Annotated in this window: 18 protein-coding genes; 6 read left to right on the top strand and 12 right to left on the bottom strand. The window is 63.9% G+C overall.

The genetic code is table 11. The annotated features are described in order from the left end of the window. Nucleotides 1-63: 63 nt before the first annotated feature. From PspTeo4_RS12095 to PspTeo4_RS12070, 6 genes are all read right to left on the bottom strand, one after another. Nucleotides 64-834: an SDR family NAD(P)-dependent oxidoreductase gene (locus PspTeo4_RS12095; protein WP_322363995.1), complete on the bottom strand. Its 771-nt coding sequence runs from the start codon at nt 832-834 to the stop codon at nt 64-66. Then, nucleotides 831-1,826 (bottom strand): NAD(P)H-quinone oxidoreductase, encoded by a 996-nt coding sequence (locus PspTeo4_RS12090; RefSeq protein ID WP_322363994.1) that lies wholly within the window; start codon nt 1,824-1,826, stop codon nt 831-833. The genes PspTeo4_RS12095 and PspTeo4_RS12090 overlap by 4 nt, the downstream gene beginning before the upstream one ends. Nucleotides 1,827-1,841: 15 nt before the next feature. Continuing rightward, nucleotides 1,842-2,546: an ABC transporter ATP-binding protein gene (locus tag PspTeo4_RS12085; protein ID WP_322363992.1), complete on the bottom strand. Its 705-nt coding sequence runs from the start codon at nt 2,544-2,546 to the stop codon at nt 1,842-1,844. Further along, complete coding sequence (locus tag PspTeo4_RS12080; RefSeq protein WP_322363991.1) at nt 2,533-4,311, bottom strand: branched-chain amino acid ABC transporter ATP-binding protein/permease; 1,779 nt, start codon at nt 4,309-4,311, stop codon at nt 2,533-2,535. Before PspTeo4_RS12080 ends, PspTeo4_RS12085 begins: the two co-directional genes overlap by 14 nt. Before the next feature lie 10 nt (nt 4,312-4,321). Then, nucleotides 4,322-5,200, bottom strand: coding sequence for a branched-chain amino acid ABC transporter permease (locus PspTeo4_RS12075; RefSeq protein WP_322363990.1), 879 nt, complete (start codon nt 5,198-5,200; stop codon nt 4,322-4,324). Between the two features lie 66 nt (nt 5,201-5,266). Continuing rightward, on the bottom strand, nt 5,267-6,478 hold the full coding sequence (locus tag PspTeo4_RS12070; protein ID WP_322363989.1) for an ABC transporter substrate-binding protein: 1,212 nt from the start codon (nt 6,476-6,478) through the stop codon (nt 5,267-5,269). 200 nt (nt 6,479-6,678) lie between these two features. Here PspTeo4_RS12070 and PspTeo4_RS12065 point away from each other — a divergent pair, with 200 nt between their 5' ends. The 5 genes from PspTeo4_RS12065 (at nt 6,679) to PspTeo4_RS12045 (ending at nt 12,650) form a co-directional block, all read left to right on the top strand. Then, a complete protein-coding gene (locus PspTeo4_RS12065) occupies nt 6,679-7,716 on the top strand; it encodes a substrate-binding domain-containing protein (protein WP_322363988.1) in 1,038 nt (345 codons plus the stop codon). Nucleotides 7,717-7,742: 26 nt separating this feature from the next. After that, complete coding sequence (locus tag PspTeo4_RS12060) at nt 7,743-8,627, top strand: LysR family transcriptional regulator (protein WP_322364852.1); 885 nt, start codon at nt 7,743-7,745, stop codon at nt 8,625-8,627. Nucleotides 8,628-8,783: 156 nt separating this feature from the next. After that, entirely contained in the window at nt 8,784-10,217 is a 1,434-nt protein-coding gene (locus PspTeo4_RS12055) for an aldehyde dehydrogenase family protein (RefSeq protein WP_322363987.1), read from the top strand. Nucleotides 10,218-10,222: 5 nt separating this feature from the next. Further along, a complete protein-coding gene (locus PspTeo4_RS12050) occupies nt 10,223-11,068 on the top strand; it encodes a shikimate dehydrogenase (protein WP_322363986.1) in 846 nt (281 codons plus the stop codon). After that, a complete protein-coding gene (locus PspTeo4_RS12045; RefSeq protein ID WP_322363985.1) occupies nt 11,055-12,650 on the top strand; it encodes a GMC family oxidoreductase in 1,596 nt (531 codons plus the stop codon). Before PspTeo4_RS12050 ends, PspTeo4_RS12045 begins: the two co-directional genes overlap by 14 nt. Nucleotides 12,651-12,740: 90 nt before the next feature. Here the strand turns inward: PspTeo4_RS12045 and PspTeo4_RS12040 are convergent, their stop codons facing one another. The 4 genes from PspTeo4_RS12040 to PspTeo4_RS12025 are packed head-to-tail and all read right to left on the bottom strand — an operon-like array spanning nt 12,741 to nt 17,466. Beyond that, the gene (locus tag PspTeo4_RS12040) at nt 12,741-14,042 is read right to left on the bottom strand and encodes an MFS transporter (RefSeq protein ID WP_322363984.1); all 1,302 of its coding nucleotides are present in this window, start codon (nt 14,040-14,042) and stop codon (nt 12,741-12,743) included. 32 nt (nt 14,043-14,074) lie between these two features. Continuing rightward, entirely contained in the window at nt 14,075-15,325 is a 1,251-nt protein-coding gene (locus PspTeo4_RS12035) for an OprD family porin (RefSeq protein ID WP_322363983.1), read from the bottom strand. 48 nt (nt 15,326-15,373) lie between these two features. After that, entirely contained in the window at nt 15,374-16,483 is a 1,110-nt protein-coding gene (locus PspTeo4_RS12030; protein WP_322363982.1) for an aromatic ring-hydroxylating dioxygenase subunit alpha, read from the bottom strand. Nucleotides 16,484-16,515: 32 nt separating this feature from the next. Continuing rightward, nucleotides 16,516-17,466 carry a PDR/VanB family oxidoreductase gene (locus tag PspTeo4_RS12025; RefSeq protein ID WP_322363981.1) on the bottom strand — a complete coding sequence of 317 codons (951 nt, stop codon included), beginning with the start codon at nt 17,464-17,466 and terminating at the stop codon, nt 16,516-16,518. Nucleotides 17,467-17,648: 182 nt separating this feature from the next. On the opposite strand from PspTeo4_RS12025, the gene PspTeo4_RS12020 reads away from it, so the two are divergent. Next, nucleotides 17,649-18,434: a helix-turn-helix transcriptional regulator gene (locus PspTeo4_RS12020; protein ID WP_322363980.1), complete on the top strand. Its 786-nt coding sequence runs from the start codon at nt 17,649-17,651 to the stop codon at nt 18,432-18,434. Nucleotides 18,435-18,442: 8 nt separating this feature from the next. On the opposite strand, the gene PspTeo4_RS12015 is transcribed toward PspTeo4_RS12020, so the two are convergent. Then, entirely contained in the window at nt 18,443-18,739 is a 297-nt protein-coding gene (locus tag PspTeo4_RS12015) for a putative quinol monooxygenase (RefSeq protein ID WP_322363979.1), read from the bottom strand. Between the two features lie 67 nt (nt 18,740-18,806). After that, nucleotides 18,807-19,814 carry an acetoacetate decarboxylase gene (locus PspTeo4_RS12010; RefSeq protein ID WP_322363978.1) on the bottom strand — a complete coding sequence of 336 codons (1,008 nt, stop codon included), beginning with the start codon at nt 19,812-19,814 and terminating at the stop codon, nt 18,807-18,809. Nucleotides 19,815-19,837: the final 23 nt, after the last annotated feature.

Below are 19,837 nucleotides of genomic sequence, written 5' to 3'. Positions count from 1 at the left end.
GCCTCAGCGATGGGAACCACGGGCCGGCGGCAGAGCTGCCAGCCTGGCCCGTGCATGGCGGGATCAGCGCATCAACCATCCACCTGCCACATCCAGCACCTGGCCGGTGATGAACGCACTTTCCGGAGAACTCAAATAGCACGCGGCATCTGCCACCTCCCAAGGCTGCCCCAACCTGAGCAAGGGGGTCTGCGCGATGACCGCCTCGTTGGCTGCCGACGCCACGGTTTTCAGCAGTGGGGTCTCGATGCGCCCCGGCGCCAGTGCGTTGGCGGTGATGCCATATTCGCCTAGTTCGCCGGCCAGGTGTCGCGTGAAGCCGATGATCGCAGCCTTGGTGGCGCTGTAATGGGCGGCGACCAGGGGCAGGTAGGCGCTGCCGGCCACCGACGACATGCTGATGATACGCCCAAAGCGTTGCTCGACCATCGATGGCGAAAGCAAGCGGGTGAGGTTGAAGGCGCCGTTGAGGTTGACTGCCACCACCCGTTGCCATTCTTCGGCACTCATCTGCCAGATCGGCGCCGGCTGGCCGTCATGCTTGGGGGAGATGCCGGCGTTGTTGATCAGCGTGTCGATGGTGCCAAGCTCATCGGCCAGCCGCGAGCAGGCTTGCTGGCACTGGCTGAAGTCGCCGACGTCCGCCGCCTGCCAGGCCACTTTGTAGCCCTTGGCGCGCAGGGCCTCGCCTTGTTCGTGCAGCGCCTGCGGGTTGAGGTCGAGTAGCGCAACCGTCGCCCCCTCTTCGCAGTAGCGCAGTGCGATCGCCGCGCCGATGCCGCTGGCAGCCCCTGAAACCAGAACGTTCCTGCCGTTGTGACGACCTTCAATCATGGGTTGATCTCCAACATTATCTTGCCGATATGACGGCTGCTTTCCATCAGTGCGTGGGCTTGGGCGGCTTGCGCCAAAGGGAAGGTGGCATGGATCACCGGCAGGCAGGCCCCGGCGCTCAGCAGCGGCCAGACGTGCTGCTGCAGCGCGGCTGCGATGGCCGCCTTTTCTGCCTTGGGCCGGGCGCGCAGGGTGGAGCCGGTGAAGGTCAGGCGTTTGAGCATGATCGGCATCACGTTCAGTTCGGCCTGGCTGCCCTCGAGGAAGGCGATCTGCACCAGCCGGCCTTCAAGGGCGAGCGCGTCGATGTTGCGTTGCATGTAGCTGCCGCCGACCATGTCGAGGATCAGGTCAACGCCACGCCCGTCGGTGTGTGCCTTGAGCACTTCGACGAAGTCCTCTTCGCGGTAGTTGATCGCCAGGCTGGCGCCGGCCTGGCGGCAGGCGTCGAGCTTTTCGGCGTTGCCGGCGGTGGCCATTACCGTGGCGCCGAACTGGCTGGCGAGCTGGATCGCAGTCAGGCCGATGCCGCTGGAGCCGCCGTGGACCAGCAGGGTTTCACCGCGGGTCAGGCGGCCGCGCTCGAACAGGTTGGTCCACACGGTGAAGTAGTTTTCCGGCAGGGCGGCAGCCTGTAGCAGCGACAGGCCGTGCGGCACGGGCAGGCAGTGCGCGGCGGGTACGCAGCAGAATTCTGCGTAGCCGCCGCCGGGTGTGAGCGCGCAGACCTGGCTGCCCGGCTTGAGGTCGCGAACGGCGCTGCCCACGGCAACCACCTCGCCGGACACCTCTAGCCCAAGGAAGGGCGATGCCCCCGCTGGCGGTGGGTAATTGCCTGAGCGTTGCAACACGTCCGGGCGGTTGACGCCGGCGTACGCCACCTTGATCAGTACTTCATCGTCGGCTGGCGTGGGGATGGCGGCCTGGGTCAGTCGCAGGCAGTCGGCGCTGCCGCCCGGGCGGTGGTCAATCAGATGCATGGTGTTGGCCATGGTATTAAACGCTCCTTACAGGCCGAGGTAAGCCCGCTTCACATGCGGGTTGTCCAACAGTTCCTGGCCACTGCCGGTGAGGGTTATGGCGCCGTTCTCCAGCACGTAGCCGCGGTGCGCGACGCGCAGGGTGTGGACGATGTTCTGCTCGACGATCAGTACCGTGGTGCCCAGGGCCAGGATCTTGTCGATGATCCCGAACACCTGCGACACCAACAGGGGCGACAACCCCAGCGATGGTTCGTCGAAGATCAGCAACTTGGGGTCGGCCATCAGCCCACGGGCAATCGCCACCATCTGTTGCTCCCCGCCCGACAGCGAGCCGGCATGTTGCTCCAACCGTTCGCGCACCCGCGGGAACAGCTCAAGTACCTGCTCCAGGCGTTGTTTCACGGCCGCTCGTGCGGCCTTTTTGTAGGCGCCCATCAGCAGGTTGTCGCGCACGCTGATGAACGGGAACAGTTGGCGGCCTTCGGGTACCAGGGTGATGCCAGCATCGACGATTTCGTCCGGCCGGCTGCCGTCCAGGCGCCGCCCATCGAAGCTGATGCTGCCCTGGCTGGGCTTGATCAGGCCGCACAGACTGCGCAGGGTGGTGGTCTTGCCAGCGCCGTTGGCACCCACCAGGGTCACCACCTCGCCGGCCTTGACCTCAAGCGATACGCCGCGCAGCACTTCGGTGTTGCCGTAGCCTGCATGGATGTTGTCAAGCTGCAGCATGGTCGTACTCCTTGCCCAGGTAAGCTTCGATGACCTGCGGGTTGCTGACCACCGCCTGTGGGTCGCCATCCATCAGCACCGAGCCGGTGCTGATCACCACGATGCGGTCGGACAGGGTCATGGTCGCCTGCATGATGTGTTCGATCATCAGCACGCTGACCCCGGTGTCGCGCACGCGGCGGATGATTTCGATGGCCTTGGCCACGTCGGTGGGGTTGAGCCCGGCCATGACTTCGTCCAGCAGCAACACACGTGGCCGGGTGGCCAGTGCGCGGGCCATTTCCAGGCGCTTCATGCCACCGACCGTGAGGTTGCGGGCGCGGGTGTCGAGCAGTGGTCCAAGGTCGGTGAGAGCGGCCACCTGCGTGGCGATCTGCCGTGCTTCGGCCGGGTCGCGGGTGTGCATGAAAGCACCGAGCATGATGTTTTCGCACACGCTGAGGTCGGCGAACGGCTGCACGATCTGGAAGGTGCGGCCAATGCCGGCCACGGCGAATTGCGCCGGGGTGGCGGGGCTGATCCACTGGCCCGTGGCACTGCGCACCTTGACGCTGCCGGATGACGGCTGGATGAACCCGGACAGCTGGTTGAACACGGTCGTCTTGCCCGCACCGTTGGGGCCGATCACGCCGACGATCTCGCCTTCGTTCAAGGTCAGTGACACGTCGTTGGTGGCGTGCAGGCCGCCGAAATACTTGTGCAGATGCTCGGCGACCAGAATCGGCTCGCCCACTTTGGACAATGGCTTGTCTGCCGGTGCCGGTGCTGTGGGGCTGGCCGCTGCGGGCTTGCCGCCGGGCAGCCGGTCGACCCAGGCGCTGACACGCGGCCCGAAGCGTCCGACCAGGCCTTGCGGAATGGTCAGCACGAAAGCCACCAGCACCAGGCCATAGACCAGGCCGTGCACGCCGCTGCCGGCATCGCCCAACCAACCCCGCGCCAGCTCGGCCAGGGGCAGCACGATGACCGTGCCGATCAGCGGGCCGGACAAGGTGCCAAGCCCACCGATCAAAGCGAACATGGCGATCTGGATCGACAGCTCCAGCGAGAACATCGCCCCTGGCTCGATGAAGGTCAGGTACATGGCGTGGAAGCTGCCGACCAGGCTGGTCAGGGCCGCCGACAGCACCACCGCAATCAGCTTCACCTTGACCGCATTGACGCCAACGGCCTGGGCGGCGTCCTCGCGCTCGCGCACCGCGATCAGGTAGTAGCCCAGGCGCGAATGCTTGAGCTTCCACGACACCAGCAAGGTGATTGCCAGGAAGCCGAAGGCGATCAACAGGTACGGCCAGCGGGCGCGGAACAGCATCCATTCGGCGCCGAGCTTCAGCGGCACGGCAAGGCCGGTGGCGCCGCCGGTCAGGTCATGTTGGTTGATCACCAACAGGCGCACGACTTCGAGCACGGCGATGGTCGCCAGGGCGAAGAACGGCCCGCGCAAGCGGAAGCACGGCCAGCTGATGAGCACGGCCAGCACTGTGCTGGCTGCCGCGCCGATCAGCATGCCCAGCCAGGGGCTGAGGTTGAGGTGAAGCAACAGCAGGGTGCTGACGTAGGCGCCTGTGCCATAGAACACGGCATGGCCCAGCGACAACTGGCCGGCAAAGCCGCCGACGATGTTCCAGGCGCTGGCCAGCGCCGCATAGCTGCAGATCAGGATGAACAGGTGAAAGACGAAGTTGGAGCCTGCCGCGAACGGAATGATCAACAGCAGCGACAGCGCCGCCAGGCTCAGGTAGACGCGGGGGTGAAGAAGGTTCATCGCTAAGCTCCTACTCTGAGCCGCGCCCGGCACCGAACAGGCCGGTGGGGCGGAAAATGAGGATCGCCAGGAAGATCAGGAAATACACCACCTCCTTGAGGTCGGGGGCGATGTAGTAGCCCGCCAGGCTGTCCACCACACCGATCAGGATCGAACCCACCAGCGCCCCCGACAGGCTGCCAAGGCCACCGAGCACCACGATGACGAAGGCGGTCAGCACGAAGAACGTGCCGAAGGTGGGGAACACTGGGTACTGTGGTGCGATCATGCCCGCCGCCAGGCCCAGGCAGGCGCAGCCCAGGCCAAAGGCGAAGATGTAGATGCGGTTGACGTTCACCCCCATCAACAGGGCGGCATTGCGATGCTGCGCCGTGGCCCGTACTGCACGGCCGAGGAACGTGTTGTGCAGGAACCAGTGCAGGCCGCCGACCAGTGCCAGTGAGACCGCAAAGGTCATCAATTGGCCGCTGTTGGCGCGCAGTGGGCCGACCGCCACGCTGCCGGTGCCCAGGCCGCTGGGGTTGCTCACGGTGAGCATGTCGGCGCCGAACACCAGCAGTGCGGCGTTCATCAAGGCAATGGATACCCCGACCGTGGCGAAAATCTGAATGTGCCCTTCGGCGGCCAGCAGCGGTTGGATGATGAAGCGCTGCATGCCGGCACCCAGCACGAACAGCAGGGCGACCGCCGGAATGATTGTGGCGTAGGGGTGCAAGCCGAAATGCTGGTTCATCAGGTACACGGCATACATGCCGATCATCAGGAACTCGCCGTGGGCGAAGTTGACCACCCTGACGATGCCGAAGATCAGCGTCAGGCCGATGCTGATAATGGCCAACGTGCCGCCGAGCAACACGCCGTTAAGCAGAAGTTGCAGGAAGATGTCCATGAAAGGTCCTCGTGCACAGGCCGCACGCCCCCTGAGGGGCGCGCTGCCTGGGTGTTGGCGGTAGGGTCAGGGCTGGCTGGCCAGGCTGGCCTGGGCCACGGCGGCTTCTTGCGGGTAGACGGTCTTCAGCACGCCTTGCTGCCACTGCATGATGGTGGTCTGCGCCCGCTGGTTCTGCCCGTTCTCGCCGAACTTGGCACCGATGTTCGCAGCGGTCTGGCCGACCGGGATGTCGATGGCCTGCACCGCCTTGCGGATGTCGTCGGCATCGTACGACTTGGCATTGGCCATGGCGTCGAGGAACACCTTGGCCCCCACGTAGTTGATCAGGCTGTGCCCGGAGCGTGGCTCGCTGCCGTATCGGGCACGGTAGGCGTCGGCGAAGGCGGCGATGCCGGGGGCGCCGGCCTCGTTGGTCTGGAACTGTGGGAAGTCCACGTCCAGCACGCCCTCGATGTTCTGCGCGCCCACCACTTTCATGGTGTCCTGCATCGAATAGCCGCCGCCGGCGCCGATGATGGCCTTGGGCGCAAAGCCGGCCTCGCGGATTTGCCGGAAGAACAGGGTGGTGTCGTTCTGGTAGGAGGTTTGCAGCACCACATCGGCGCCAGCGCCTTTGAGGCGCAGGATCAGCGATGACAGGTCGACCGCCTTGGCCGAGTAGGGCAGTACCTCGACCACATTGAGGCCCTGGCTGGCGGCGAGTTCCTTCTGGAAGTTGGCGATGGTGGTGCCGTACAGGGCGTCCTCGTGGATGATCGCGATCTTCAGGCTTTTCGCGTCCACCTTCAGCTGGGGGGCCACCAGCTGGGTGATCGCAGTGATGGTGCCCTCGGCGAAGTTCCTGGCGGTGGGGTTGCTGCGGTACACGTTCTGCAGGCCGCGGTCGGTGATGTTGTCGGCGACGGCGCCCAGTTCGAAGTAGGGGATGCCGGCCAGTTCGGTGACCTGGGTGGCGGCGAAGGAAAGGGCGGAAGAATAGCTGCCAAACACTGCCGAGACGTTGTCGCTGGAGGTCAGTCGGCGCGCGGCGCTGACTGCCTGGGCCGCGTCCACTGCATCGGCCTTGACCAGCTTGACCGGCTCACCCTTGAGGCCACCGGCGGCGTTGCGCTCGGCCACCGCCAGTTCTACACCGCGGTAACTCTCGTCTCCGAGCAGGGCAAGGGCTCCACTGAGTGGGTAGAGCGCGCCGATTGTTACATCGGCATGGGCAGTCAGCGAGGCGCAGAGGGTCAGCGCAGCGAGGCTACTGAGGGTCCAAGGCATTGTTTTCATTGTGTTGCCTCCTGGTATGTCGTGCGGCGTCAGGCAAAAATGAACCGGTTCAAGTTTGCGTTCAAAAAAAACACCTCGGTGGGTGTATTGGGCCTGACGGTCGCTTTCTTGTTGGTTTAGGCATGACCGGGTTCAAAATATGAACCGGTTCATTTTTAAGCACGGTGATATACTGCTGTCAAGCAGGAGCCTCAACACCTATGACAAAAAACCACAAACCGACGTTGCGCGATGTTGCTCGCCTGGCCGGCGTTTCGCTGGGCAGTGCGTCCCGTGCACTGTCCAACCCCGACCAGGTGAAACCGGCCACGTTGGCCAAAGTCGATGACGCTGTACGCCAGTTGCAATACGTGATGGACGGCGCCGCCAGGGCCTTGGCCCTGCGCCGCACCTTCAGCGTCGCGGCGATCTTCCCCACGCTCAACAACCCCATCTACGCCGATTCGATCCAGGCACTGCAGCAGCGCCTGAACGCCTTCGGCTACCAACTGATCATCGCTTCCCACGAATACGATCGCGAACGTGAAATATCCAGCGTGCGCAACCTCATCGAGCGCGGCGTGGAGGGCATCTTCCTGGTTGGAACCGACCATGACCCGGCCGTTTTCGAGCTGCTGCAAGTCTCGCAACGGCCGTACGTGCTGATGTGGTCGGTGGACGACTGCCACGAGCACTGCGCGGTTGGGTTCTGCAACGTCAGAGGGGGCGAACTGGTGGCCGATCACCTGCTTGCCCTGGGCCATCGGGATGTCGCCATCCTCACCGGTCATCGCCAGTACAACGAGCGTGCCCGCTATCGTATCCAGGGCGTGCGTCAGCGCTTTGCCGAACACGGCCTGGACGTACCGGAAAGCCGCGTCATCGAGCAGCCGTTCAGCATCGACGGTGGCCGGGCGGGCTTCGAGCAGCTGTTGCAGATGTCGCCCCGGCCGACAGCGCTGATCTGCACCACCGACCTGCTGGCGCTGGGCGCCAGTGAGCAGGCCAAGCGCTGTGGCATCGAGGTGCCGGCGGACATCTCCATCACCGGCTTCGACGACATCAGCTTCAGCGCCATCGCCTCGCCCAGCCTGACCTCGGTGAGTATCCCGATTTTCGAGATCGGCCGTATCAGCGCCGACACCCTGATCGCGCAGATCGAGGGCGCCGAGGTGGCACGCGTCACCGAACTGGACATCGCCTTGGTTGCCCGGCAAAGCAGCGCCAGGCTCGCGCCGAGCAAGCGCCTGGATGACTGACTGTGAACAAAGAAAACTATGCGCAGATGCTGGCCTTTCTCTGGGCCACGGAACACGGCAGCTTCTCGGCGGCCGCCCGCGCCAACGACCTTACGCCCTCGGCCGTAAGCAAGCTGGTCACCCGGCTTGAGGACCGTCTGGCGGTGCGGCTGTTCCAGCGCGGCACCCGCAACCTGACCCTGACCGAGGAGGGCAAGGTCTACCTGCGCAGTGCGCGTGCCGTGATGGACGCGATGGCCGAGGCCGATTCGCTGGCCGAGGCCTTCCCGGCGCGGCTTAGCGGCACGTTGCGGATCCACACCATGGCCACCTTCGCCAAGCACCAGATCATCCCCTGGCTGCCGCAGTTTCTGGCGGCCAACCCCGGTTTGTCGGTGCAGATCGAAGTGGGCGCGCAGTACGTCGACCAGTTCGACCAGGGCCTGGACATCGCCATCCACAGCGGTGTGCTGCCCGATTCGTCGCGCGTGGCACGGCGTATCGGTGAAGCCCACTGGATCACCTGCGCGGCACCTGAATACCTGGCGCAGCGCGGGTATCCACAACAGCCGTCGGACCTGCTCGGGCACGACTGCTACCATTTCGCCTTCGACAGCCCCTGGAACACCTGGGGCTACGAGCACCTGGGGGAGACCACCACTGTGCCGGTGCAACCCCGTTCGACCTTCACCCAGGGCGACCTGCTGCGCTCCATTGCCCTGAACGGCGGCGGTATCGTGCGCCTGGCGGACTTTCACATCGGCGACGACCTCAAGGCTGGCAGGCTGGTGCCGGTGCTGGAGGACTACCGCCCCGGCATCGCCCAGCCCATCTACCTGGTGTACCCCAACCGCAAGAACCTCAGCCCGCGCATCAAGGCGTTCATTCGCGCCATCGAACAGCACATCGCCAAGCACCCCTGGGGTCTGTGAAACCTCGCGTTGATTTCCAGGCAAGCCTGCTTTGCCTGGAGGTCATACCTTCGCTTGGCCTTGCCCGATTATGGTGTCTGCACGGACGGACGCGGAACACGTGACAGCGTGAGCCGCCGCCGTATCAGTCTCGACACTCTGTTTTCGGAAAAAGCCATGAACAACAATTACATCGCTGGCGAATGGGTCCAAGGAAGCAGCATCAACCGCAATATCAACCCTTCGGATACGAACGACGTTGTGGGTGAGTACGCCAGGGCCAGTGCGCAACAGGCCGAGCAGGCCGTGGACGCGGCCCACGACGCCCAGGCCGGCTGGGCGCGGATGACGGCGGAGCAGCGTGCCGATGCGCTGGACCGGATCGGTACTGAAATTCTCGCTCGCAAGGGTGAGCTGGGCTACCTGCTGGCGCGTGAGGAGGGCAAGACCCTGGCCGAAGGTGTTGGCGAGGCCACGCGGGCCGGGCGGGTGTTCAAGTTTTTCGCAGGTGAGGCACTGCGCCTGTCGGGTGAGCGCCTGGCCAGCATCCGCCCTGGTGTGGAGGCAGAGGTGCGGCGCGAGCCCGAGGGTGTGGTCGGCATCATCACCCCGTGGAACTTCCCCATCGCCATTCCCGCCTGGAAAATCGCACCGGCGCTGGCCTACGGTAATGCGGTGGTGTTCAAGCCGGCCGACCTGGTGCCCGGCAGTGCCTGGGCCTTGGCCGAGATCATCGTCCGCGCCGGGCAGTTGCCGGCTGGGGTGTTCAACCTGGTGATGGGGCCGGGCTCGCAGGTGGGTGAAGTGTTCGCCCGCCACCCCAAGGTCCGTGCCGTTTCGTTTACCGGTTCAACGCAAACCGGACGTGCGGTGGGTATCGCCTGCATGAGCCGCGGCGCCAAGGTGCAGTTGGAAATGGGCGGCAAGAACCCGCTGGTGGTGCTCAATGATGCCAACCTCGAACAGGCTGTCGAGGTGGCGGTGCAGGGGGCGTTCTTCTCTACCGGCCAACGCTGCACGGCATCCAGCCGGCTTATCGTGGAGGACGCCATGCACGACCGCTTTGTCGCGGCGGTGGTCGAGCGGCTGGCCGCGCTGAAGGTCGATCACGCGCTCAAGGCGGGTACCGACATCGGCCCGGTGGTGTCCGCCAGCCAGCTGCAGCAGGACTGCGACTACATCGACATTGCCCAACGCGAAGGCGGGCGGCTGCTGGCCGGGGGCGAGCGCGTCGAACGCGCCACACCGGGGCATTACCTGACCCCGGCGCTGATCGTCGATACCGACATCCACATGCGTATCAATCGCGAGGAGGTGTTCGGCCCGGTCGCCAGCGTGCTGCGTGCCACGGATTACGAGCATGCGCTGCAGCTGGCCAACGACACCGAGTTCGGTCTGTCATCCGGCATCTGCACCACTTCGCTCAAGCACGCAAGCGATTTCAAGGCCCGCTCCACGGCCGGCATGGTCATGGTCAACGTGCCCACGGCCGGGGTCGACTACAACGCCCCCTTTGGCGGGCGCAAGGGCTCAAGCTACGGCGCCCGCGAACAAGGCCCGTACGCACGCGAGTTCTACACCGCGATCAAGACCACCTACACCCAGGCGTAAAACCCATGAACAAACCAGCACAACCCCATGCGATCAGTGGGCACACGCGGCTGTTCGCCATCGTCGCCGAGCCGATCCAGCATGTTAAGACCCCGGAAGAAATCAACGCCCTCATGGCCGCACGCGGTGATGACCGGGTGATGGTGCCGCTGCATGTCAGCCCTGACCAGCTGGCCGATGCCGTGCAGGGCCTGCGCGCCATGCGCAATCTGGATGGCTTTGTCGTGACGGTGCCGCACAAGGGCGCCATCGTGCACCTGTGTGACAGCTTGTCTGCGGCTGCGCAGCAGGTCGGCGCGGTCAACGTAGTGCGCCGTCAGGCCGATGGCAGGCTGCACGGCGACATGCTCGATGGCGTGGGCTTTGTCGCCGGCTTGCGTCGGGCCGCCATCGAACCCGCTGGCATGACGGTGTACCTGGCGGGCGCTGGCGGGGCGGCGCAGGCCATCGCGTTTGCCCTGGCCGAGGCCGGCGTTGCCAGGCTCACCATCGCCAACCGCACTCGGGACAAGGCCGAGCATCTGGTCAGCCGGCTTGCCGGCCTGTTCCCTGCTGTCACATTCGAAGTAGGCTCGCCCGACCCCTCCGGCCACGCGCTGGTGGTCAATGCCACGTCCATGGGGTTGCGTGAGGGTGATGACTACCCCTGTGATGTGGCGCGCCTGAGCCGCGAGCAGATCGTGGCGGAAATCATCATGCAGCCTGAGCACACCCCCTTGCTGAAAGCGGCTGCCGAACGCGGTTGCCGCGTGCACCAGGGCCGCCCCATGCTGCAGTGCCAGGTCGAGCTGATGGCTGCGGCCATGAGCGCGGCAAACGAAGTCGGGGAGGCAGCCCATGCAAAACCATGACTATGTCATCGTTGGCGGTGGCACGGCCGGTTGCATTCTCGCCAACCGCTTGAGCGCTTCGGGCAAGCACAGCGTGCTGGTACTGGAAGCCGGCGGTGAACCCAATGGGCGCTGGATCCCGATCCCGGCAGGGTTCAGCAAGCTGATGGTCGACAAACGCTTCAACTGGAACTTCAAGACCAAGCCGGAGGCCGGTACCTACGACCGTGAGATCGCTGTGCCGCGCGGGCGCGGCTTGGGCGGCTCAACGCTGATCAACGGCATGATCTACGTGCGCGGCCAGCCCGGCGATTACGATGCCTGGGCCGCGACAGGCGTCAAAGGCTGGAACTTCGAAACCCTAAAGCCGTACTTCACCCGCTTCGAGAACTATGCGCAGGGGGATGCCAGCCGTGGGCATGAAGGCCCCATGCATATCCACAAGGTCAGCGAGCGCTTTGCGTTGTCCAGTGCTTTTCTCGAGGCTGCCGCGCAGGACGGCCAGCCTTACAACGACGATTACAACGGGCAGGACCAAGCTGGCTTTGGCTATTACCAGGTGGCGCAGAAGGACGGGCGGCGCTGGAGCGTAGTGGATGGCTATCTCAAGCCCGCCCGTGCCCGGGCGAACCTTAGCGTCGTCACCCACGCGCACGTGCTGCGTATCGACATGCAGGGCAAGCGGTGTGTTGGCGTGACTTATCAGCAAGGCCCTCGCGAAGTCACGGTCAAGGCCAACGTCGAAGTCATCCTGTGTGCGGGTGCCATTCAGTCACCGCAGCTGCTGGAGTTGTCCGGCATCGGCAATGCCGCGGTGCTGAGGGCTGCCGGGGTGCCGGTGCGGCATGAGTTACGTGGGGTCGGGGAGAACTACATCGACCATTTCGCCACCCGCATGAACTGGCGCATGAAGGATGTGGTGACGCTCAACCAGCTTGCCCGTGGTTGGCGCCTGGGGTTGGCGGTGACCGAGTACTACACCCGGCGTACGGGCATCCTGACGTTGGGCACCGGCCTGGTCCACGGCTTCGTCAAGACCGACCCGCAGCTGCCGACACCGGACGTGCAGTACTTCTTCGTGCACGCCAGTTACGCCAATGCGGCGAACCGGGTGCTCGACCGCCATCCTGGCATGACCATTGGCGTCAGCCAGCTGCGGCCCAAGTCGATGGGTTCGGTGCATATAGAAAGCAGCGACCGCCATGCGATGCCGGCTATCCGCCCCAACATGCTGGCCGAGCCAGAGGACCAGCAGTGCATCGTCGAGGGCATGAAGATCGCCCGTCGGATCGTGATGCAGCCGGCGATGGCGCGCTATGTCGAAGCGGAAACCAGCCCCGGGCAGGGCGCGCAGAGCGACGAGCAATGGTTGGAGTTCGCACGCCGCACCGGGCAGACCATCTATCACCCTATCGGCACTTGCAGGATGGGCGAAGATCCAGCCGCTGTGGTCGATTCGCGGCTCAAGGTGCATGGCTTGCAGGGGCTCAGGGTGGTGGATGCCTCGGTCATGCCGTCGATGGTCTCGGGCAACATTCAGGGGGCTGTTATGGCGGTGGCCGAGCGGGCCGCCGACCTGATCATCGAGGACAGCGCGCGGTAGTTCAGACAGTCCTGTGCGCTGTTGATTGTGTTGCCGCGCACTGTGACCGGGTGCGCGGCCTGTAGCTTCAGTCGCTCAGGATCGACTTCGTCAGCGGGGATTGACCACTGCCGCCGGGGTACGCAGCACCAGCAGTGCGCCCAGCGCGATCGCCAGCGACAACAGGTAGAGGGCAAGGCTTGCGCTGTTGGTGTTATCACGCATCCAGCCGATCAAGTAGGGTGCGACGAAGGCCGCGACGCTGCCCAGCGAGCTGACCAGGGCAATTCCTGGAGCCAGGATCGGGCCGGCCAGGTAGGCCGGCGGCAGCTGCCAGAACATCGGCAACGCGCTGCTGGCGCCCATGCCAGCAATGGCCAGCCCGGTCATGACCAGCGTTGGAGACTGCGGTTGCAGGCCCGTCAGCGTCAAGCCCAGTGCGCACATCAGGATCGGCACGCTCAGGTGCCAGCGGCGCTCCTTGTGGTGGTCAGAGGAGCGGCCCACGGCAATCATGAAGAAGCAGCCTGCCAGGTAGGGCAGGGCACTGAGCAAGCCGACCTGGCTGTCGTGGGCAATGCCCGAACCATGGATCAGCGCAGGCATCCAGAACGCCAGGGTATTGACCGCCAGCATGACGGCGAAATAGATCGCCACCAGCAACCAGACCTGGCCATTGCCGAAGATGCCGCGCCAGGAATTGATCTGCTTGCGCGCCTCTTCGCCGGCCAGCGCTTCGCGCAGCGCCTGCTTCTGCTCGTCGCTGAGCCAGCGAGCATCCTCGATCCGGTCATCCAGCCGCGCCAGTATCACCAAGCCCAGCGCCACCACTGGCAGGCCTTCGATGAGGAACATCCACTGCCAGCCGCGCAGCCCGGCGGTGCCTTGCATGTGTTCCAGAATCCACCCCGACACCGGCCCACCGACCACGCCGGCCATGGGCACGGCAATGGTGAACAGCGCAGTGATAGACGCCCTGCGCCCGGCCGGGAACCAGCGGTAGAGGTAGACCAGAATGCCTGGGAAGAAGCCGGCTTCGGCCACGCCCAGGCCAAAGCGCAGGGCGTAGAAACCGTGGGCGCTTTCGATCAGCAGCATGCCGCTGGACAACAGCCCCCAGGTCACCATCATCAGGGCGATCCAGCGGCGTGGTCCGAGCTTGTCGAGAATCAGGTTGGCGGGCACGCCGAACATCGCATAGGCGACGAAGAACAGGCCGGCGCCCAGGCCATAAACGGTGTCGGAGAACTGCAGGTCGGCACTCATCTGCAGTTTGGCGAAGCCGATGTTGATGCGGTCCAGGTGGGCGAAGACGTAGCTGATCAGCAGCAGTGGCATCATCCGCCAGGCGATCTGGCGATGGGTGCTGGCGTGGTTCTGCGCGAGTTGCAGGGATTCGTAGGTCTGGCTCATGGGTATACCTCGAAGGGCAGGCGTGAAGGGGATCACCAGAGTTTCAGGGTGTAGCTGAGGATCAGGCGGTTCTCGTCCATGTCGCTGGCGTAGCTGGAGCGGTAGGCGGCGTTTCGCCAACGCACGGCCAGGCCCTGTAAAGCACCGCTCTGAATGACATAGGTGAGGTCGGTGTCACGCTCCCATTCATGGCCGCTACCCGTGCTGGTGCGAATGTCATCGCCACGCACGTAGCGCGTCATGAAGCTCAGGCCGGGGAGGCCCAGTGCCGCGAAGTTGTAGTCGTAACGGGCCTGCCAGGAGACCTCTTCGGCGCTGGTGAAGGTGCCGATCGTGACCAGGTTGACGGTGTAGGGCGGGGTGTAGCCGTTCAGGGTGGGGAAGGCATCGTTGCCGTACATGCGCTGGTAGCCCACCCCCACCTTGTGCGCGCCCAGGGTCAGGGTGCTCATCATGTTGAAGTTGCGGTTGTCGACGCTCCCGGCTTTGGCGGTGCCGGCGCTGTTGCTGTCGAAGTAGCGCATGTCGGTGAGCAGCGACATGCCCGTCGCCAGTGGCAGCGTGTGCACCAGGCCGTAGAAGTCTTGCCGGTAGACGTCGTGCAGTTCGCCGCGAAAGACGCTGGCGACCAGGCCATGGCCAACGTCGTAGCTCGCGCCCAGCACATCGAAGGCGCCGCTGTCGAAGTCGGCGCTGCGCCCGGCCAGGTACATGCGATCGCTGCCTGAGGACTCGCGGGTGCGTGAGCGCCAGAGTTGCCCGGCGGTCAGGGTCAGTCGGTCGATTTCCCGCGATTCGACCAGCGCCCCGTCGAACGTCTGCGGCATCAGCCGCATGTCATCGCGAAAGACCACGGGCAGGGTTGGGGTCAGGATGCCGACATCCAGGCGGGTCTTCGACACCCGCACTTTGCCGGTGACACCCATGTGGCTGAAGTCGTCCACCGGCCTGCCCGACTGCGCACCGAAGGGCAGGGTGCCGTCCCCGCTGCGGCCGCGCCCGGAGTCGAGCTTGACCCCCAGCAGGCCCAGGTAGTCGAGGCCGAAACCGACGGGGCCTTCGGTGAAGCCCGACTGCATCCGCAGCATGAAGGCCTGCGACCAGTTGCCGACTTGCGATTTGGCGGCGCCGGTCTGGCGAAAATCCCGGTTCTGGTAGAAGTTGCGCAACTCCAGGCTGCCCTGGCTGTCGTCGACGAAGTCGGCGCGGGCCAGCAGGGGCAAGGCCAGCCCTGCCGCCAGCGCCAGGCGCAGGCAGGTGATACCCGGTTCAGGCTTGAACATGTGATGTCCCTTTTGTTGTTGTTATGGACGGCGGTTGGGCCAGCGGTGTCAGCCGACCTGGCGCTCGTATTGCTGGCGTTCTGCGTCGGCGCGTTTTTTCAGGTAGATGCGCGTGGCAACAGCCGGTGCGTCACTGGCCACGGAAATTTCGTAGTGGTGTTCGTCGCGGTCGTCGAGCGCATCCTCCAGCGCCCCAAGGCCCTCGACATCCTCGTTGAAGGCGGCGAACAACTGCTCATGCATGAACTCGCCGAGGGCTTCGTCCTGTTGCGCGAAGTCGCGGCCGTGGACGATGAAGTAGTGCAGGCTGTTGGCGGTTTCCGGCGTCAGAATATGCGCGGTGCGAATGTGGAACTGCTGGCGCTGTTCGATCGGCTGCGCGCTGTCGTAGAACGTCACGCTGACCCGGTGCAAGCCCGGCGAGAGAAACTCCGAAGTAGCGATGCGTGCCGCGCTGGCGCAGCCGTCGAGCCCGGTGGTCTTGCCCCATACGGGAGACAGCGTCGTGGGGACCACTTCGCGAATCAGGGTGTAGTGGCCTTCCTTGAGGTCGAGCTTGTACGGCGCGCTGGCATAGTCCGGGGTGCCGATGGTGTTGGCGTGCAGAAAGCTCAGGTGCGTCAGGTCCATGAGGTTTTCATGCAGGCTGACGTAGTTGCCTGGGTGATGGAAATAGCCGGAGGTGCAGGCCCAGGCCGGGTCTTCGATCCACGGTTGATGTGGAATCCGCGTCGCATCGGCGAGGGCTTCCTCACCCAGCCAGATCCACAGCAGCGGCCCTTGGCGAACCAGGGGATAACGGCGTACGCCAATGCCTCGCGGGCAGTTTTTCTGCGAGGGAACCTCGGTCAGGTCGCCGGACTGGTCGTAGCGAAAGCCATGGTAGCCACAGACGATGGTGTCGCCTTCCAGGTGGCTGCGCGAGAGCGGGAACGAGCGGTGTGCGCAGCGATCCTCCAGTGCTATCGGTTCGCCCGCTTCGGTGCGGTACATCACCACTCGACGGTCGAGCAGGCGGCGGGCCAGCAAGTGGCGGCCCACTTCTTCGTCAAAGGCGGCGACATACCACTCGTTGTAGATGAACGGTGTCTCGCGGTTGGCCATGGGTTCGCTGGCCTTGCGGGCATGGGCGATGAGATGGCTGGTTGGCAGTGACATCGGAAGGCTCCTTCATGAAAAGTTGTGGCGGTTCAGAGGTCCAGCACCAGGCTGTCGCCAAGGGCACGCGAGACGCAGATCATCAGGCTGCGTCCGTCGGCCTTCTCGGCATCCGAAAGGATCAAGTCGCGGTGGTCTGGAACCCCGGCGCAGACGGTGGTTTCGCAACTGCCGCAGATGCCGGAGCGGCACGAGAACGGCAGCTGGATATCGTGGGCCTCGAGGGCTTCGAGGATGCTTTGGTCAGGGGCCACCCAGAGGCTGCGGTCGCTGCGTTGCAGGTGCACGGTGAAGCCTGTGTCGCTGGCGGTGCTGACGGGGGCGGCGCCGAAGCGCTCGATATGCAGGCGCTCGGCACGCGGCCCGGCGGCGCCTTGCAGGGCATCGAGCATCGGCGCCGGCCCACAGGCATACAGGTGCTCGCCGTCGCGCAGGGAGTCGAGCAGTTGAGCGGTATCCAGATGCCCGCCAGCCTCGTCGTCGAAGTGCATCCGCACCCGCACAGGGTCCAGCTCGCACAGGGTCTCGTAGAACGCGGCGCGCTGGCGATTGCGGGCGCTGTACACCAGGCGCCAGTCCTTGCCGTTGGCCTGGCACCAGCGCAGCATCGCCAGGATCGGAGTAATGCCGATGCCGCCAGCCACCAGGCAGTACCGCTCCAGCTGCTCGTTCAGCGGGAAATGGTTGCGTGGCAGGCTGCAGGCGAGGGTGTCGCCCAGGCGCAGCTGCTGATGCAGGTAACGTGAGCCACCGCGGCTCTCGGGTGCCAGGCCCACGGCGATCACGTAGCGCTCACGCTCATCGGGTGCATTGAGCAGCGAGTAGTGGCGGGGCAGGTTGCCCGGAACGAGGATTTCCAGGTGCGCCCCAGCGCTGAATGGTGGCAGCGACCGACCATCGACTGCTCGCAGTTCAATCAGCACGACGTCCTTGGCTTGCGCGGCGTAGTGGGTCACGCGCAGGTTCAGAGGGTGGAGGTCCATGGGCATTTCCGGTCTTTGTTGTTGTGGGCTCCAGCTTACGGACGGCCGTGCGCTGGGGCTGTCCTCCGTGAGGTGGACAAGACGAGGGATTGAAGTCAGACTGGTTGTTAACAAGTTAACTATGTGGGCGTGCTGCAAACGCCGCCCGAGCCCATAACAACAATAATCAGCCGATGACCGCCATGATCCGTCTCAGTACACCGCAGACCACGGCCTTGCCGCCTGACATCCGCCACTTCAGCGAGCTGGCCTGTACCCTGGGTACGCCTGGTTTTCCTGGCGCCTTGCTCGATTGCCTGGGGCAGTGGGCGGATTGTCAGCACTTTTCTGTGTTGCGCATGGCCGGCGAGCGGCCACAGCTGCTGGCGGCCGGCACTCGCCACCCGGACGCCAGCCTGGTGCTGCGCTGCGGTCAGGCCTATATCGAGCGCTACTACCAACACGACCCGTTGTTCGAACCCTTGCGCGCCGCCCCAGGGCAGGTTGGCCACTTGCTGGCCCAGGACATCCGCTTCATGCCGTACCGCGAGGCGATCTACCAGCGCAACGACATGATCGAACGGTTATCGAGCCTGTACCTCGATGAGCAGCAACGCCCGGTGCTGTTCAACCTCTATCGGCACCGCGACCAGGGCTTTTTCAGCGAACGTGAATTGCAGATGTGCGAGGCGCTGAGCCCTGCGTTGCTGCAGCTATTGCGTGGTCACCTGGCGCTGATCGGTTTGAACCGCACCGATGATCACTACCAGCAGTTGCTGCAACGATGCCCAGACCTCACCACCCAGGAATTGAACATCTGCTGTCGGTTGCTGCGGGGGATGACCCATGCCGGCATCGCCGCCGACCTGAACATCAAGGAAAGTACGGTGAAGACCTACCGCAATCGGGCATTCGAGCGGCTTGGGATCAATTTTCGCAGTCAGCTGTTTGCCTTGTTCTCGGGGGCAGGGGGAGTGCAGCACTCCTGAAGGGCCGTTCAGCATGTTTTGCGGTACTTGTTAACTATCGGGCTTTCCACGAGCAAGTTTTCAATGTTTGAGAGGGCGGATTTCAGGTGTGCGGACGCCCAGTGTCTGGCTTCCGCTTCTTCGCTTTCCCATGCTTCAAAAGAGGTGAATTGCGAAGAGTCTTCCAAGTCCTGGAAATAACCGTACTCTATACAGCCTGGTTCTCTTCTGGTTTCACGTGTGAGCGCTGTCAATATGCCGATGACCTCTGGTAGTGAGTCGTCTTTCACCTTGAATTTGGCGAGGGTGTACAGTGTGGCTTGCACGGTGGACGCTCCATTTGCAGACTGAAACAAAGCAGAGGTCTACTCCGCTTCAACAGTGCAGTTTTTCTCAGGGTTTGTTCGGGTTCAGGTAGTCGTGAACCACCTTGCCTGGTGCCAGCTCGAAGTTCCCCAATGTATGCCGTACGGAAACAATCTCTCGTACCGGCAAGGCGGAAACGGGAACTGCCTCATGATCGAACAGTTCAAGGCTGGCGGCACCCGTCCAAGCCTCTTTAAGTTCAACGGTGGAATATTCGAATCTCACCAGTTCGGCGATACGAGGCGTCTTGCCATCCACGTCTGGAATGATCTTCAGCACCACGCCAGGTACCTGCATCGACTTTGTGGCTTCTGCCAAGTCGACTGCTTTGAATTTATAGGCCATGCTCGCCCGGGCAACCAATGAGCCATCATATTCAAGTGTCCCGACGTACGATTCATTGTTGGCGCCAATATGTGGGTGGCCGAACTTTTTCGGTAGCCCCCAAACCTCGCGCCCGAGCATGATTGCCGTCATGTTCTCGGCCACCATCAGTGGCCTGTAACTGACGGCTTCATCACCCAGAAAGCAGGAAATGCTCTGGGCGAATTCGTAGTAATCGCCGATTCCAGGCGCAACCATCCAAAGAAACGACAAGCTGACGATCGGGTCTTTTACCACCAGCGGTTCCGGCACCATCGCGCGCGCCGCCTCGATGTCGGTCCGGTAGCTGATGGTCAGCGAAGGGCGATCCAGGAACCAGCTGGGAGGTTGCGCGTAAGCTGGCGAAATCAGCGGCATCGCATATGCCCGCTGCCTGACTGCATCAGAAGTAAGCACGCCTTCAGCGGGAGAGTTTGGCAAATAGAGCCCTCCGCTGCTGAGGCTAGCATTCGGCGAACCACCGAGCGTTCTGGCCAGGGATGACGTCGAGAGTGCCGCAAGCCCAATACCGGATGCCAAGAGCATTTTTCTACGGGAAATATCGATAGGACAGCTCATTGCCGTTTCTCCTGGCGTGCAGATGAACAGGTCATGATGTTCAGGTTTTATGGGCACATACACTGCCAGCCTGAAGTGGATATGGCTGCTCACGACCTTGCGTGGAGGTGAAATGA

Source organism: Pseudomonas sp. Teo4 (genome assembly GCF_034387475.1).
Classification (GTDB): domain Bacteria; phylum Pseudomonadota; class Gammaproteobacteria; order Pseudomonadales; family Pseudomonadaceae; genus Aquipseudomonas.
Note: the sequence above shows the minus strand (reverse complement) of the source record. Positions and strands in the feature narration are given on the sequence as shown.

Bases quoted from the DNA above. Each gene is read 5' to 3' on its own strand.
- PspTeo4_RS12095 (WP_322363995.1), bottom strand. From the start codon at position 834: ATGATTGAAGGTCGTCACAACGGCAGGAACGTTCTGGTTTCAGGGGCT.
- PspTeo4_RS12090 (WP_322363994.1), bottom strand. From the start codon at position 1,826: ATGGCCAACACCATGCATCTGATTGACCACCGCCCGGGCGGCAGCGCC.
- PspTeo4_RS12085 (WP_322363992.1), bottom strand. From the start codon at position 2,546: ATGCTGCAGCTTGACAACATCCATGCAGGCTACGGCAACACCGAAGTG.
- PspTeo4_RS12080 (WP_322363991.1), bottom strand. From the start codon at position 4,311: ATGAACCTTCTTCACCCCCGCGTCTACCTGAGCCTGGCGGCGCTGTCG.
- PspTeo4_RS12075 (WP_322363990.1), bottom strand. From the start codon at position 5,200: ATGGACATCTTCCTGCAACTTCTGCTTAACGGCGTGTTGCTCGGCGGC.
- PspTeo4_RS12070 (WP_322363989.1), bottom strand. From the start codon at position 6,478: ATGAAAACAATGCCTTGGACCCTCAGTAGCCTCGCTGCGCTGACCCTC.
- PspTeo4_RS12065 (WP_322363988.1), top strand. From the start codon at position 6,679: ATGACAAAAAACCACAAACCGACGTTGCGCGATGTTGCTCGCCTGGCC.
- PspTeo4_RS12060 (WP_322364852.1), top strand. From the start codon at position 7,743: ATGCTGGCCTTTCTCTGGGCCACGGAACACGGCAGCTTCTCGGCGGCC.
- PspTeo4_RS12055 (WP_322363987.1), top strand. From the start codon at position 8,784: ATGAACAACAATTACATCGCTGGCGAATGGGTCCAAGGAAGCAGCATC.
- PspTeo4_RS12050 (WP_322363986.1), top strand. From the start codon at position 10,223: ATGAACAAACCAGCACAACCCCATGCGATCAGTGGGCACACGCGGCTG.
- PspTeo4_RS12045 (WP_322363985.1), top strand. From the start codon at position 11,055: ATGCAAAACCATGACTATGTCATCGTTGGCGGTGGCACGGCCGGTTGC.
- PspTeo4_RS12040 (WP_322363984.1), bottom strand. From the start codon at position 14,042: ATGAGCCAGACCTACGAATCCCTGCAACTCGCGCAGAACCACGCCAGC.
- PspTeo4_RS12035 (WP_322363983.1), bottom strand. From the start codon at position 15,325: ATGTTCAAGCCTGAACCGGGTATCACCTGCCTGCGCCTGGCGCTGGCG.
- PspTeo4_RS12030 (WP_322363982.1), bottom strand. From the start codon at position 16,483: ATGTCACTGCCAACCAGCCATCTCATCGCCCATGCCCGCAAGGCCAGC.
- PspTeo4_RS12025 (WP_322363981.1), bottom strand. From the start codon at position 17,466: ATGGACCTCCACCCTCTGAACCTGCGCGTGACCCACTACGCCGCGCAA.
- PspTeo4_RS12020 (WP_322363980.1), top strand. From the start codon at position 17,649: ATGATCCGTCTCAGTACACCGCAGACCACGGCCTTGCCGCCTGACATC.